Annotated in this window: 11 protein-coding genes and 1 pseudogene; 5 read left to right on the top strand and 7 right to left on the bottom strand. The window is 38.9% G+C overall.

Annotation, left to right across the window (positions count from 1 at the left end):
- Positions 1-2 precede the first annotated feature (2 nt).
- Together EWM59_RS12785 and EWM59_RS12790 are read right to left on the bottom strand one after the other, a co-directional pair.
- On the bottom strand, positions 3-197 hold the full coding sequence (locus tag EWM59_RS12785; protein ID WP_130021370.1) for a hypothetical protein: 195 nt from the start codon (positions 195-197) through the stop codon (positions 3-5).
- Positions 198-299: 102 nt separating this feature from the next.
- Positions 300-902: an RNA polymerase sigma factor gene (locus tag EWM59_RS12790; protein WP_130021371.1), complete on the bottom strand. Its 603-nt coding sequence runs from the start codon at positions 900-902 to the stop codon at positions 300-302.
- Between the two features lie 259 nt (positions 903-1,161).
- On the opposite strand from EWM59_RS12790, the gene EWM59_RS12795 reads away from it, so the two are divergent.
- Together EWM59_RS12795 and EWM59_RS12800 are read left to right on the top strand one after the other, a co-directional pair.
- Positions 1,162-1,482, top strand: coding sequence for an SCP2 sterol-binding domain-containing protein (locus EWM59_RS12795; protein WP_374755946.1), 321 nt, complete (start codon positions 1,162-1,164; stop codon positions 1,480-1,482).
- A 53-nt stretch (positions 1,483-1,535) separates the two neighbouring features.
- The gene (locus EWM59_RS12800) at positions 1,536-3,326 is read left to right on the top strand and encodes an acyl-CoA dehydrogenase family protein (RefSeq protein WP_130021373.1); all 1,791 of its coding nucleotides are present in this window, start codon (positions 1,536-1,538) and stop codon (positions 3,324-3,326) included.
- 60 nt (positions 3,327-3,386) lie between these two features.
- Here EWM59_RS12800 and EWM59_RS12805 read toward each other — a convergent pair whose 3' ends face one another.
- The 5 genes from EWM59_RS12805 to EWM59_RS12825 form a co-directional block, all read right to left on the bottom strand.
- Complete coding sequence (locus tag EWM59_RS12805) at positions 3,387-4,070, bottom strand: head GIN domain-containing protein (RefSeq protein ID WP_130021374.1); 684 nt, start codon at positions 4,068-4,070, stop codon at positions 3,387-3,389.
- A 401-nt stretch (positions 4,071-4,471) separates the two neighbouring features.
- Positions 4,472-5,533: a T9SS type A sorting domain-containing protein gene (locus EWM59_RS12810; protein ID WP_130021375.1), complete on the bottom strand. Its 1,062-nt coding sequence runs from the start codon at positions 5,531-5,533 to the stop codon at positions 4,472-4,474.
- Positions 5,534-5,758: 225 nt separating this feature from the next.
- Positions 5,759-6,916 (bottom strand): MFS transporter, encoded by a 1,158-nt coding sequence (locus EWM59_RS12815; RefSeq protein WP_130021376.1) that lies wholly within the window; start codon positions 6,914-6,916, stop codon positions 5,759-5,761.
- 87 nt (positions 6,917-7,003) lie between these two features.
- Positions 7,004-7,393 carry a VOC family protein gene (locus EWM59_RS12820; protein ID WP_130021377.1) on the bottom strand — a complete coding sequence of 130 codons (390 nt, stop codon included), beginning with the start codon at positions 7,391-7,393 and terminating at the stop codon, positions 7,004-7,006.
- Complete coding sequence (locus tag EWM59_RS12825) at positions 7,390-8,052, bottom strand: HAD family hydrolase (RefSeq protein WP_229239352.1); 663 nt, start codon at positions 8,050-8,052, stop codon at positions 7,390-7,392. The genes EWM59_RS12820 and EWM59_RS12825 overlap by 4 nt, the downstream gene beginning before the upstream one ends.
- Positions 8,053-8,358: 306 nt before the next feature.
- On the opposite strand from EWM59_RS12825, the gene EWM59_RS12830 reads away from it, so the two are divergent.
- The 3 genes and pseudogenes from EWM59_RS12830 to EWM59_RS12840 all read left to right on the top strand — a co-directional run.
- Entirely contained in the window at positions 8,359-10,935 is a 2,577-nt protein-coding gene (locus EWM59_RS12830) for a T9SS type A sorting domain-containing protein (protein ID WP_130021378.1), read from the top strand.
- Between the two features lie 430 nt (positions 10,936-11,365).
- Positions 11,366-14,215 (top strand): excinuclease ABC subunit UvrA, encoded by a 2,850-nt coding sequence (gene uvrA, locus EWM59_RS12835; protein ID WP_130021379.1) that lies wholly within the window; start codon positions 11,366-11,368, stop codon positions 14,213-14,215.
- 558 nt (positions 14,216-14,773) lie between these two features.
- A pseudogene (locus EWM59_RS12840) lies at positions 14,774-15,109 on the top strand (hypothetical protein); the annotation flags it as partial.

A 15,109-nucleotide genomic window follows, 5' to 3' on the forward strand; every position in this document is an offset into this window, starting at 1 on the left:
TCTTATTTATCTTCGTCTTTTTTATTCTTCTCCAACTCCTGCAATAAAACTACCCCCGTAACCATTGTTTCTCCTAAAAACATTTGTACGACCTGCATTATATCTCTGACAATGTCAATTTCCGCCGTAATCATCCCTTTCAGGTGCGCGGGGGCTTGAGCATCATCATCAAAATCTTGAAATGTATCGTCAGTCATAAAAAAATATTTTTCAGAAAATCGTATTTCACATTTCAAGAATCTCTCTTCTAATGGTATCTTTCAGCAGGTTTAACAATCTTAAAATGTATAGTCCGGTAGTTATTTTCTCCAGAACCAGATAACTTTTATTACTACAATAAGGAAGAAAATAATATTCTCGGCATAAATCTTCTTTAACTTCTCTTTGGTACGCATCAGGCGCATTTTTACGGCACTCTCGGTTATTTTTAAAGTTTCAGAGATTTCTTTGATACTGAAATCGTCCTGATATTTCATTAGTAAAATGGCTTTCTCGTCAGCATCAATCTTTTGCAAAGCTTTTTTAAGCCCCTGCGTCTGCATTTCTACCAATTCCAGGTCATAGGCATCATCTTCTAAATCAAAGTTTTCATCTAAGACCACTTCTGCCTGCCGTTTTACCTGCCTTACCTGATCCATACAATAATTGTAAGTGATAGAATACAACCAGGTAGAAAACTTGGCATGTTCTTTAAATGAACCTAACTTTAATACTACTCTTAAAAAAATATCGTGGGTATAATCTTCGGCCTGAGCTTCATTTTTTACAAAAGACAGACATTTCCGGTACACCTTATCGACATAGCGATCGTAAAGTTCTTCAAAATACAAATTACGTTGGGTTTCTATATACAGGCGAACCAACTCCTCATCTGCAACTACCTTAAAAGCTTTGTTTTTCAATTTTGACAGTATGATTAGGGAAAAGTAACGATATGGAAAGATTTTTTTCTTGGGTTATTATTAGCACGCAAAAATTTTTGCTTTTTTATCAGCTATTTCGCAATTAAAAGGATATACGAAACTATTACGAAACAACCAATATTTAAGTATCAAATATTTAATTTTTTACTTAAAATGACAAATTTTTCATAAAAAAATTAGTATGCTTGCATAATATTCATCTTCTCTTTAAATTCGCCATTCAAATCCTTTCAATAAAATCTATCAAACTATGTCGGCAAAAGAATATTTAGAAAATACCGCAGCAAGACTAAACGCATCGGAAATTGGTGATGTAAACACCACACTACATTTTGATTTTGGAGGTACCAACTACTCTATGCACGTAGCCGATGGCAAAGCAAACTTAGAAGAGGGCCTGGTAGGCAATGCCGAGTGTGTAATTAAGGCTGATGCTGATGATTTCGTGAAAATTGCAACCGGAGATATGAACCCGATGATGGCCATGATGATGGGTAAGTTGAAACTATCGAACCCAGGTGCTATGATGAAATATGCCAAAATGTTAGGATTAATGTAAAATCCTACCCCTGTTTTCTATTCAATACCATAAAACCTTTCAGTAACAGTATCATGGCAACGAAATTTTTCAGTAAACGAAATGTGAACTTTCTACTTTATGAAGTGCATGAGGTAGAAACACTGGTGCAGCATAGCTACTTTGCTGACCACAACAGAGAAACATTTGATATGACTATTGATGCGGCAACCCAGATTGCCGAAAATTTAATGTTTCCGTTTGTGAAAGACGTTGATAAAAATCAGCCTGAACTGCATGATGGAAAAGTAAAGGTTCATCCGTCTATCAAAAATTACTTAAAGGCCGTTGGAGAATCGGGCATTATTGGTGCAGATTTCGATTATGAAAACGGTGGTGCTCAAATACCTTTTACCATTACAAGTGCCGTTGGGTATATACTGATGTCGGCTAATAACGGGATGATGTATATTGGCTTAACAGCTGGAGGTGCCAGGCTCATTGCCAACTTTGGTTCTGATGAGTTGAAGAAAAATTATATCGAAAACATGATTTCGGGTAAATGGCAAGGCACCATGTGTCTGACAGAGCCACAAGCCGGAAGTTCACTTTCTGATATTACTTCTTCTGCCGAACCTTTAGAAGACGGCACCTATAAAATCAGAGGACAGAAAGTGTTTATTTCGGCTGGCGACCACGATGCTACCGACAATATTATCCACTTGTTTTTAGCCCGAATCAAAGGTGCTCCTAAAGGCACTAAAGGAATTTCGCTGTTTGTAGTGCCTAAATACCGACTTGATGGCACCGATAATGATATTACCTCAATGGGCATCTATCATAAATTGGGTCAGAAGGGTGTTCCGGCTATGCACTTAGGCTTTGGCGATAGAAACGACGATTGTATCGGCTATCTTTTAGGCGAACCTCATAAGGGCCTGAATTATATGTTTCAGATGATGAATGAGGCTCGTATTGGCGTAGGACTCACTGGGGTTTCTATTACTTCTGCGGCTTACTATGCGGCTTTAGAATATGCCAAGGAACGCCCACAAAGCCGTAGGCTTAATGCTAAAACAGCTTTGGATATGCCGCAGGTACCTATTATCCAACACCCTGATGTAAAGCGGATGCTGTTATTCCAGAAATCGGTGGTTGAGGGTGGTTTGTCATTATTATTAGAGACGGCCAAGTACTTCGATTTATCGGAAGCAAGCGATGACCCCGAAGAAAAAGAAAATGCACACTTGCTGGTAGAGTTGCTGACACCTATTGCCAAAACTTTCCCTTGCGAGTATGGTGTAAAGTCTATCAGTGATGCGGTTCAATGCTTTGGTGGTTATGGATTTACAGAAGATTTTCCGGTTGAACAATATTACAGAGATGTGCGCATTACCCCTATCTATGAAGGGACAACGGGAATCCAATCGCAGGATTTATTAGGTAGAAAAGTAATGATGGCGGGAGGAAAAACAATGAAACTGTTAGCACAGGAAGTTGGCAAAACCATTAAGGCGGCTTCGGAACATAGCGAACTGAAAAAGTATGCAACCTTGCTCACAGAAAGCAGTAAACAATTACAAGAGGTAACCATGCATCTGCTCGGCATTGCCGGAACCGGAGATATAGAAAGATTCTTAGCTGATGCCACGCTTTATATGGAGTTATTCAGCCTGAATGTAGTAGCATGGCAGTGGCTTAAACAAGCCGATGTAGCACAACAAAAACTGTTAATCGGGGCAGATGATAGTGACTTCTACGAAAGCAAAATTCATACAATGAAGTATTTCTTCCATTATGAATTGCCAAAAACGCAAGGTCTGGCCACTCGCCTGATGGATACGGAAGTACTCACCATTATGACAGATAAAGAGGTAGTAATGTAAAAAATATAATAAATCCATTTTTGTAGAGACGCCATGCTGGCGTCTCTACAAAAAATAAAATTAATTAGCTGATTTTACCGAACCTGCACCTGAAGTATTAGTAACTACATTGGTAGCACCACCTTTGTAGCGTACATTACTTGCCCCACTGGCATCGGCTACAATTTTACTGGTTACATATACCTTTGCTCCACTCGCACCCGATGCATCAATATTGGCTGTAGAAACTTTAAAATCATACGCGTTTATACTTGAAGCGCCTGATACATCTGCATTTAGTTTTTGCCCATCACCTGTAATAGTAACACCTGATGCGCCTGAACAATCTAATGAAAGGTTTTTAGCATCAATAGCAAAGGTAGCCTGCGATGCACCTGAAACATTAATATCGAAGCTCTCGCTCGTAAACCCTGAAACTTTAGATTTGCTGGCACCTGAGAAATCAACTTCTACTAATTTAGGCATAGTGATGGTAATATATACCTCTTTACGGTTTTTCCAGCCGCCCCAGTTATTCGGATAACCAATAGTTAGTTTGCCATTTGAAACTTTTACAACCAAGTCTTTCAGGTCTTGTTCACGTCCTGCTACATCTACTTTATAATCGCTGGCTTGTGTAACCGTAATCACAAAAGCACTTCCCATATCTAACTTATCGAAGCCTGATACGTTAAAAGTTCGTTTAGATTCTTGTGCAAAAACAGTAGTCGAAAAAAAGATGAGTAAAATGAATAGTCTTTTCATGATTTTGGTATAGTTTATGTATGTACTAAAATAAGATGAGAAAAATTTGAAAAGGTTGCATATTACCCCAAATATTTTTCATTTGTATAATCCTTGCTTTTCCGATATCTACACTGCTTTGTTTGTGTGTTTTTCGTAAATCAGCTTTCGGCCATAAACTATAACAATTATTCTTACTAAAAAGATTTCCGGGATAGGAGTCATTCCGTTGGATATTGATGGAGTTTTTTTCCGTTGATATTCAAGCATAAAGCTGTTGATTGGCTTTATGGAGATATTACTGTGACTCTTTGCTTGTAAAACAAAAAAGCCACCTTTGAATAAAGGCAGCTTTTCTGTAAATATTTTCAATGCAATGATTTTGTGGAACAGATTATCTGGAACAGATTATCTGGAACAGATTATTTGTTCAAAATCATTTTTTGGTATAATGCTTTTTTAGAACCTTCTCTGATAACTCTTACGGTTAATTCAGTAGCAGGAAGGTTTTCAGGTAATAAGTATGCTTTACGTAGGTCTTTTACAAAACCTTCTTTGTGCATAATTTTAGAACCGTCCTGGTTAGTGATGTCCACAGTAACCATTTCGTTTTCGTTCATACCTGAAAGTTTCAGGAAGAACTCACCTTCTGTTGGGTTTGGATATACACCAATGCCCGGTTGAATGTTACGACTTTTTGCTAAAGTGAAAAGAGTACCGTCTTTCAGATTTGTTGCTGACGAAAGGTTAGCATCTTCAGTCATAGACCATGTGCCTTTATCTAAGAAAGCAATTCCGTCTAAATCAGCTTTGCTGTTTACTGAAACCTGTGCAGAACTTCTTGAAGATTCTGATTTTAACGACCAGTATTCGCTTTGGTTCAGGGCATCAACACCTTCTGATACCTGATCTGATACATTTAATGGGCTTTTGAATAAGTAAGCAGCTGTAAGGGTTTGGCTTTCGTTGCTTCTGGCTACTTTGAAAGAGCGGAAGTTAGTACCATCACCTAATGGGAATTCAAAACCTTCATTTCCTTCTTTGCTTACTACTCCTTTTACGTGCGAGAAATCTGAAGCACCACTGTATTTACCTGTCTGGCCAAATACTAAAGGATTTTGTGCAGAAGACTCAATAATACCTCTACGGAATGAAAGCGATTCGTCGATACGAACAGGTGCTTCTAATTTTAAATCGTTGTCTAATAGCAATTGACCGAACGACAGTTCTTTTGAGCTTTTTAAAACCTGAGGTGTGCTGCCATCAAAAACAACAGTACCTGTCGATTTTACCGAACTAAAATTGTCAAAGTTTTTTTGGAAGTGTATCTTACCATTGTTTGTAAGTTTCCCTTCATTTACTACATCAGTATTGAAACTAACCACTGCGCCTTCGCTTACATAAAAATCAGTGCCGTTAAATACCTGTGCGTGTAGTTGAGTAGCGACAAGGCATACTCCCAGAGAGTAAATAATTTTTTTCATATAATCCTGCTTTATTTTTTCTGTTTTCCGATTATAAAATTAATGAGTGTAATTTAGAAAAAAAAAGAAATCTTCTAAATTTTATTTAATGGTAATTACAAATTATATGGGCAGGTCGACGTTTGTGTGCAATTTAGTCTAAGACTCTTCGTGTATTGTTAATTACTTTTTTGTAAACAAATATCATTCCATTAGGCAGGCGTGCCAAAAAATATTTGGTATTTTTTAATATAATTTCACTTTATTTACTAAGAAAACCCACACTAATGCCAATGTGGCTATTAAACCAAAGGCAAATGGCAGGCTTACACTTTCGGAAACAAAGCCGATTAGTACAGGCCCGGCCAGAAATCCTCCCATACTAAAGGTATTCATAGTTGCCAACCCGGCACCTTTTGCCATACCCGGCACCCGTGCCGAACTGCCATATAAAATAGGTGCTCCGCATGATACCCCTGCTCCTACCAACGCAAAACCTATAATGGCTGTTATAGTATAAGGTAAGAGAATAGCCAGTATAATACCGCTTACAGCAATAATACCACCGACCCTTAATACTGTATTACCACCATAACGAGGAATAAGTGCATCTCCGGCAAAACGCCCGACTGACATACACAACGAGTAACCTGCCAGACCCCAGCCAATGAAATAATCAGGGGTTTGTACCACGTCTCTCATATACACGGCTGTCCAGTCGGCCATAGTTCCCTCTGTAATATTGGTACACAGGCTTATCAATATCATTAATAATAAAGCTCCTTTCGGAAACACAAACTTTGCGCCTTCGCTTTTTTCTATTTTTTCTTCATGAATACTGATAACTGTGGGGCGGATAAAAAACGCCAAAAAGATAAAACTGATAGCCAATAGCCACATATGGTAGGCAGGTGGTATTTTCATACCCTGTGTAAAACTGGCTAAAATAGACCCAAACATTAAGCCTGCACTGAACATGCCGTGGCACGTTGACATAATATTGATACTATACTGATGCTCTAAACTGGTAACGCAGGTATTCATAGACACATTGGTAGTAGAAATACTGATACCTACCAGAAACAAACTAATAGCTACCAGGGGCAGGTAATCCATGCTTACGGGCATAGCATATATCACAGACATAAAAACCAGGCCTGCTAAGGTCATATTGCGCATACCAAAGCGGTTAATCAGCACAGTAGTGAAAGGATTCATGCCTGCTGCGCCTAAAGGCATACATAATAAGAGGAGACCCAATTGTGCATCGTCTAAGGCATATTTCTGTTTCACAAAAGGAATGAGCGTGGCCCAACTACCAAACAAAATTCCCATAGCTGTAAAAACCATAGCAACAGCTAAACTCTGACGATGAAAGAAAAAGGTGGATAAGTGCTTAAACATAAATAATGGAAATGAACGAAACACATACAATACTCGTATGTTTAGGAATGATACACTTTCTTTGGTCAAATAATTTTCTCCGGATATTTAAGCCGTAATCTCAATTCTGTTTTTTTCGGGGTCTAATACCACACTCTCATAATAGCCATCACCTGTCCATCTGGGTTCGCCCACAATCTCAAAAGCATCTTTTCTGAAAACCTTGGTCAGTTCATCTACTCTTTCTTTGCTACCTACCGAAACAGCAAAGTGTGTAATACCTATCAATTGTTGATGTCCGTCATTTTTTGTGTCTATAATACCCGGCATTTGCATCAATTCCAATCTTGCTCCCGAACCAAAAGAGATAAAATAAGACTCAAAGTTTTTCTTATCATTGCGATACTTCCCGTTCGACTCTCCCTCAAAATACTTCACATAAAAACTTCTCATTAACTCTAAATCTCTTACCCAGATGGCCAAATGCTCAATTTTCATGATTCAAACAATGATTTAATTTTCTCATAACTCATCTCCTTATAATTCACAATGTAATCATCGCACACAGGGAGTTCTTCTTTTTTATAGGTACTCAATACGCCTACCACTTTTGCCCCTGCGGCTTTTCCGGCCGATACGCCCGAATGTGAATCTTCAAAAACAACACAGTTTTCAGGCAATACTCCCAGATTAGCCGCTGATTTCAGATAAACTTCCGGGTTAGGCTTATGATGTATCACATCAGAACTTGATAATAAAGACTGCATCTTGTCTGCCAATGGCAGTTTACTCAGAATTAACTCAAGGTTCTCTACAGGTGCCGACGTAGCAATACCTGTTTTCACCCCATTCGCTTTCAGGTCGTCTATAAATGCTAATAAACCGGCAATTGGTATTACCTCCGGTTCATACAATTGTCTGAAAAGTGCTTCTTTTTCAAACTCCATCGCAATAAACTCATCACCTATTACGTCTCTTTTAAGAAAGTGTTTCAGAATGTAACTATTGCTTTTGCCATACATATGGGCAATAAACTCGTCTTCAGTGGCAACAATCTCAAATTTTTTCAAGAATGCTTTCCAGGCAAGTGAGTGGTGAGGGTTCGTGTCACAGATGACACCGTCCATATCAAATATTACTGCAAATGGTGTTTCCAATATTCAATTAGAGTATGTTAAATTTTGTTATTCTGACCGAAAAGCGCAGATTTTTTAGACAGACAAGGCAGATTTTGCAGATGTAGCCAGCAGCTACATCGAAAAAATGTAACGCAGTATGTCTGAAAAAGATGCCTTTGCAGGTCGAATCATAAATTTTAAACATGCTCTTCAATCATTTTTTTGCAAAATTAGGGCATTTAGTCTGTGTTTACTACTCATTTATTTACTAATAATGATACATGGTTGACAATATGTCGTTCAAAAATCTTAAATTTGCACCAAACCCTGCTAAAACTGTTTAAGATGTTCTGTAATGTGTTTAAAGTTTTCAGAAGAAAACATATTTTGTCTTTATGTGTGTTTCTTTTTTCTATTCATTCCTTTGCTCAGATTTCACTTTCTTTTCCTACCAACCGGGCTGTTTTTCAAAGAAACAACGATAACCTGGGCTTTATTAATATTATAGGTAATTACTCGCAACCTGTTGATAAAATTGAAGCAAGGTTGATTCCGGTTGCAGACGGCCTGGGCACACCTATGGATTGGATTTCGATACAAGAAAACCCAAAGGGTGGTTATTTTTCCGGAAGAATGCCGGGCTTTGGTGGCTGGTACAAGATGGAAGTGAGAGCCGTAAAAAGTGGTACTATCATCCAAACCATTACTGTTGACAAAGTAGGTATCGGTGAGGTATTTGTAGCTTTAGGACAGTCGAATGCTTCAGGCCTTCCCCTTTCAGAACTACCTGGCAACATGGTTTTGAGCGCAACTGACGACCGGGTAAATGCCGTTAATTTCAGTAATAGTCCTGTTTTAGACCCGCTGCCTGAAAACCTCAATTTTGTTCATTTAGAGGCAGAAGTTAACATAGCCCCTGCAGGAAATACAGCCTGGTGCTACGGCGAATTGGGAGATAGATTAGCCAGAAGACTGAATGTACCTATCATGTTTTTTAATGCTGGAGAATTAAGCGTTTCAGTAGGTAACTGGCGCGAAAGTGCGGAAGGCAAACCTACCACCAATATATTTGGCCAGGTACTGCCTAAACTCTTACCCTATACCAATCTGCGCAATACTTTACAATATTATGGAGCATTGTTAGGTGTGCGCTCTTTATTGTGGCTACAGGGTGAAACAGATAACTTCCCTAATCTCTTCGGCCTGAAAGCAGCCGATTATGCCTCCAATCTTCAGACAGTCATAGATATTACCCGTGCACAATTCAGTGGTAATTTAAGCTGGGCGGTGGCCCGTACCTCAGTCACCTATCTGCATCCATCAAATCCTGAAATTATCGAAGGGCAGAATATTGTTATCGGTCGGGCAGGGAATAATGTATTTCCAGGACCATTTACTGATGATTTACAGCCAAACAGACCTGATTTTGTACATTTTAATAATGCAGGGCCGGGTAATATGGGGCTTAGTATGCTGGCTGAAGCCTGGGATAAATCTTTAGACAATAATTTTTTTGTGAGCTCTACCCCGGTAATGGCAAGGTCTGCGGTAGATATTACTCTCGCCTGCAATGGCAATAATAAGGCAGTACTGACCTTGCCGGATAATCTGACAAATTATAACTGGTCGAACGGTTCTCACACAAATCAGATAACTGTGGATAAAGGTACTTACTCTGTAAAAGTGAGAGATCTGCAGGGTAATCAGTTATTGGTACCGAGTGTGAACACTAATTTTATTTATCCGGTTACCAAACCTCAGATTACGCATGACGAAGAGTTAGAGTTTTGCGCCAATATCAAATCAAGCATTAATCTGAAAGCAGAAGGCAGTGAGTTTAAAAATTTCTTATGGAGTACAGGAGCGGCCGCACCCCAAATAACAGTTAGTAATAGCGGACACTTCTCTGTAAAAGGCTTTAATGAATTTGGTTGTTATTCGGCTAATTCTGATAGCACAGCAGTCAAAATAAATCCTGCACCTGTTAAGCCTCAGATTGCTGTTTCACCCAATGCTTCGGTCTGTGAAGGCACCTCTATTCAACTGAGCGTAAACAGCGACGATAACCTCTTCTGGAATAATGCCTCTACTGCCAAAGATTTTGCGATAGATGCGGTAGGAATTTATGATTTTAATGTAGAAGCCACCAATGTGTTTGGCTGTAAAACATTATCAGATAATGTGAGTGTAAGAATAAACCCTCTCCCTGCCAAACCCGGCATTACTATTTCTCCAGATACAGTTTCATGCCAGGGTACTGCCATCAAATTAAGTACTGATTCGAATGAAAACGTTCTTTGGAGCAATAATAGCATTGCTAAAGAAATCTCAGTAGATTCGGTGGGTGATTATGCCTTTAAGGTAAAGGCTATTACTTCTTTCGGCTGTATTCAGGAATCCGATACACGTACTGTACATATCAGAGAAACCCCGAAAACACCTGATTTAGATAAACTCGGCATTTATACGCTTCAGGCTCAAAATGTAATGCTCGGCCCATCAGACCAGTTTCAATGGATTCGGGAGAATACAAAGCTTACTGCTACTCAAGCATCTTCGTTAAAGGTGCAGGAGGCGGGCAATTATCAGGTTTCTGTCGTGCGAACTTACCAGTTAGGCACCCGGACACTCACGTGCGAGTCTGTTTCATCAAAGTCTTTACTGGTAAGATTAGTGGCGGACGATATTACTTTATATCCGAACCCTGCTCAGGATCTTATTTATCTTGAAACCAAAGAAAATTTAAAGAATGTAATACTTGAATTTTACACTTATGCAGGCAAATTGGCGTATACATTTACTATTACTGATACAACCGAACGCAAAGGACTTGATTTAAGAAGTGTAGAAAACGGCAGCTATATTGTAAAAATAAAAGGTGCCGATTTTGAGAAATCCGAGCGCATAATTATTACTCAATAATAAAGAACTATCTCTATCAATATTTGGTTACAATAGATGAGGTTTATCTAAGTAATTGAGAGGTTAATAAATTGATTATTAAACATTAAGTAAGATTAAAAATTGTTTTTAAAAATTTGTCGAATTTGGTAGAGACCCAATGCTTTGCGTCTCCGAGGGCATATCTGCATCAATACATTCAGATTGAAGAAGATATTTCCAACCAAAAAGATAGTTTTTTGCTATTTACAGCCCCTTGGAGACACAACGCATTCGGTGGGTCGTTACCCCGTCTCTACGAAAAACAATTATTTTTGCACTTCAATAAATGTTTAGTCTTCAAATAAGTATCAATCCATTCTTCTCAATTCCTGTATGGTTTTATTATAACATTTATCAAACTCCAAATATAAATACCTGACCTTCCGGTAAGGAAACAGGCTTTTTCTTCATGGAAAATTCTTCACGTAGCTTTATAAAATACCCTGATGTTGATGGCCTTGACCCTAAGCATTTCATTATCATCAAAGGAGCAAAAGTAAATAATTTAAAAAATATAGATGTTGCTATTCCACGCAACAAATTAGTGGTAGTAACGGGACTATCAGGCAGTGGAAAATCATCATTGGCATTTGATACACTTTTTGCCGAAGGGCAACGAATGTATGTAGAGAGTTTGAGCTCGTATGCCCGGCAGTTTTTAGGGCGCATGGAAAAACCCGATGTTGAATACATTAAGGGCGTATCGCCTGCCATTGCCATTGAGCAAAAAGTAGCTACTAAAAACCCTCGCTCAACCGTAGGTACTACTACCGAAATCTACGATTACCTCAAGCTTTTATTTGCCCGTATCGGTATTACCTATTCGCCGCAGACAGGACGGGAGGTAAAAAAAGATACCGTTACCGATGTAGTTAATTTTATTCTCTCACATGCAGAAGGTACCAGAGTAATGGTACTGACTCCCTTAAAAATCAAGGATAATCGTAAAATCAAGAAAGAATTAGACCTTTTGCTTCAAAAAGGCTATACCCGTGTGTTGATTGATGGAGAAATCAAGCAGATTGAAGAAATAGTAGAGGCAGAGTACGTGATTGATGAAAATCAACATAAAATTGAGATTCTGATTGATAGAAATACCGTAAAACATGAGGATGAAGATACGCAGTTCCGTTTTTCAGACTCAGTTCAGACAGCATTTCTGGAAGGAGAAGGCGAATGTATTATAGACGTAGTAGGTGTGGAAAAACGCACTTTTTCAGATAAATTTGAATTAGACGGAATGACCTTTGAAGAACCAAGTGTCAATCTGTTTACATTTAATAACCCATACGGGGCCTGCAAGCGTTGTGAGGGTTTTGGTAAAATATTAGGCATAGACCCTGACCTGGTGATTCCTGATAAAAACCTTTCCATTTTTGAAGGAGCTATTGTTCCGTGGAGAACTGACCGGATGAGTGAGTGGCTGGCTCCTTTACTGCGAAACGGCATACGCTTCGATTTCCCGATTCATCGGGCTTACAGGGACCTGACTCAGGAACAAAAAGATTTGCTCTGGACAGGTAACTCTTATTTTCAGGGCTTGAATGCCTTTTTTGCAGACGTAGAAAGTCAGGTATATAAAGTACAGTACAGAGTCATGCTTTCGCGTTATCGTGGGCGCACTGATTGCCCTGATTGTCGGGGTTCTCGTTTGCGTAAAGATGCGGCTTATGTAAAAATAGGCGGGGTATCTATTACAGACATTGTATTGATGCCTATTTCTGACGTAATACAGTTTTTCAAAAAATTAGAACTCCCAGACTATCAGCAAGGAGTTTCTAAAAGAATATTGATAGAAATTAACAGCCGTCTTGATTTTATGGAACGGGTAGGTTTAGGTTATTTAACCCTGAATCGATTAACCTCTTCTTTATCAGGTGGCGAATTTCAACGTATCAAACTGGCTACTTCTTTAGGTAGTGCTTTGGTAGGTTCTATGTATATTCTTGACGAACCAAGTATTGGTCTGCACCCAAGAGATACCCGCCGATTAGTAGGCGTATTAGAATCGCTGAGAGACTTGGGCAACAGTGTAGTAGTAGTAGAGCATGAAGAAGAAGTAATGATAGCTGCCGACGAAATTGTGGACATAGGCCCGGAAGCAGGAACTTTAGGCGGGCATCTTATTTTTCAGGGGAGTTGGGAGGATATTAAAAAAACAGAAAAGGCGGAGGGCAGCCACACAATCCGCTTCCTGACCGGAGAAGATCAAGTACCCGTGCCTTTACAAAGACGAAAACCTACTGATTTTATTGAGATTAAAGGTGCTCGTGAGAATAATTTGAAAGAAGTTGATGTAAAGTTTCCGATTGGTACGCTTACGGTAGTTACAGGGGTTAGTGGTTCAGGCAAATCTACGTTGGTACGTAAAATTCTGTTCCCTGCTATTGCCCGGTTAAAAGGAGAATACAGCGAAGAAGCCGGAAAATATAGCGACCTGACAGGCTCATTAGACAGAATCACCCAGATTGAAATGGTAGACCAGAATCCTATTGGTAAATCTTCCCGTTCAAATCCGGTAACCTATATCAAGGCTTATGATTATATCCGTCAACTAATGGCCGACCAGCAATTATCAAAAGCCCGTGATTATAAACCTGCTTTTTTCTCTTTTAATGTAGATGGCGGACGTTGTGAGGCTTGTCAGGGAGAAGGTGAACAAACCATCGAAATGCAATTCATGGCCGATGTACGCCTGAAATGCGAAAGCTGTGGGGGTAAACGTTTCAAACAAGAGATATTAGAAGTAAAATATAAAGAGAAAGACATTGCTGATATTCTCGGAATGACCGTTGATGAAGCCATTGCATTCTTTAAAGAGAGCGACCCTAAATTGGCCGACAAACTACAACCCCTGCAAGACGTAGGCTTGGGCTATATTGGTCTGGGGCAATCGTCAAGTACATTGTCTGGTGGAGAAGCACAACGAGTGAAATTAGCTTTCTTTTTAAGCAAAGGCAATGCAGATAAGGGTAAGACTTTATTTGTATTTGATGAACCTACCACGGGGCTACATTTTCATGACATCAAGAAATTGCTGAAAGCCATCAACGCTTTAGTTGACCAGGGAGATTCTGTGATTATCATTGAACATAATATGGAAATCATTAAATCAGCCGACTGGATTATTGATTTAGGGCCAGAAGGTGGCGAGAAAGGTGGTTATGTGACTTTTGAAGGCACACCCGAAGACATGGTAAAACTCGAAAATAACTACACAGCAGCGTTTCTGAAAGAAAAGATAAAGAGCGTTTCTTAAGAGAATAGTGTACTAAACATTATTTGACAAGGTTTCGCCTCGTGCAACATCCACCCGCCCTCTCTGTACGGCGGCTACTATAATAGTAGGCAGAATTGATGAGGTCTTTGTATATGACTAAATTGCCAAAAAAGTTCAGATAGAATCATCCTTAATGAGTTTCATGCCGGATAAGATAGAAGACTTTCGGCAAAAGTCAGCTTATCGCCATCCTTTAAAACCAGCTTTGGTAATCGTTATGCTGGACATTATAAGTTCACAATTGTCTGAAAGTCTTGAGTTGCTTTGTTAAAGATAATCAACAACCTTTGTTGAAACTTTTGATGTACCATAAGGTATATCCACATTCGGAACCAGTTTGTAAAGCATTGATTTTGAAGTTGCTACTCAAAATCAATGCTGAATGTAAACAGCTCATCCTTTAGCTATCCAATATAAATGTGAATCAAGGGTTGAAATTATCAGAAACAAACAAGGAGTATTTTGTTAAATTGCAAAATGCGACCTTTACAATTAATACAAACTTACAGCCTTGTTTGTGAGTGCTATGATACGCACATGAGTTTACATTTCCAAAGACAGAGCAATAATAATTGTCCTGAATTTACAGACCAAGAGGCAATAACGATTTACCTATGTGGTATTTTCGAAGGCCATTATAGCCATCGCTCAACTTATAATTATATGGTCAATCATTGGTCATCATGGTTTCCAAAATTGCCGTCATATCAAGCTTATAATGCACGAATTAATGCAATATACTGGCATTTTGAGGTAATTATTTCCCATTTGATGAATCAAATGAATTTTAATGATTGCTATGATAATGTATCTTTGGTGGATTCATTGCCTATCATGCTTTCCAAACACCCTTATACAGCTAAAGTAGCATCT

The sequence above is a fragment of the Emticicia agri genome (assembly GCF_004168285.1).
GTDB classification, from domain to species: domain Bacteria; phylum Bacteroidota; class Bacteroidia; order Cytophagales; family Spirosomataceae; genus Emticicia; species Emticicia agri.

Bases quoted from the DNA above. Each gene is read 5' to 3' on its own strand.
- EWM59_RS12785 (WP_130021370.1), bottom strand. From the start codon at position 197: ATGACTGACGATACATTTCAAGATTTTGATGATGATGCTCAAGCCCCC.
- EWM59_RS12800 (WP_130021373.1), top strand. From the start codon at position 1,536: ATGGCAACGAAATTTTTCAGTAAACGAAATGTGAACTTTCTACTTTAT.
- EWM59_RS12805 (WP_130021374.1), bottom strand. From the start codon at position 4,070: ATGAAAAGACTATTCATTTTACTCATCTTTTTTTCGACTACTGTTTTT.
- EWM59_RS12810 (WP_130021375.1), bottom strand. From the start codon at position 5,533: ATGAAAAAAATTATTTACTCTCTGGGAGTATGCCTTGTCGCTACTCAA.
- EWM59_RS12815 (WP_130021376.1), bottom strand. From the start codon at position 6,916: ATGTTTAAGCACTTATCCACCTTTTTCTTTCATCGTCAGAGTTTAGCT.
- EWM59_RS12820 (WP_130021377.1), bottom strand. From the start codon at position 7,393: ATGAAAATTGAGCATTTGGCCATCTGGGTAAGAGATTTAGAGTTAATG.
- EWM59_RS12830 (WP_130021378.1), top strand. From the start codon at position 8,359: ATGTTCTGTAATGTGTTTAAAGTTTTCAGAAGAAAACATATTTTGTCT.
- uvrA (WP_130021379.1), top strand. From the start codon at position 11,366: ATGGAAAATTCTTCACGTAGCTTTATAAAATACCCTGATGTTGATGGC.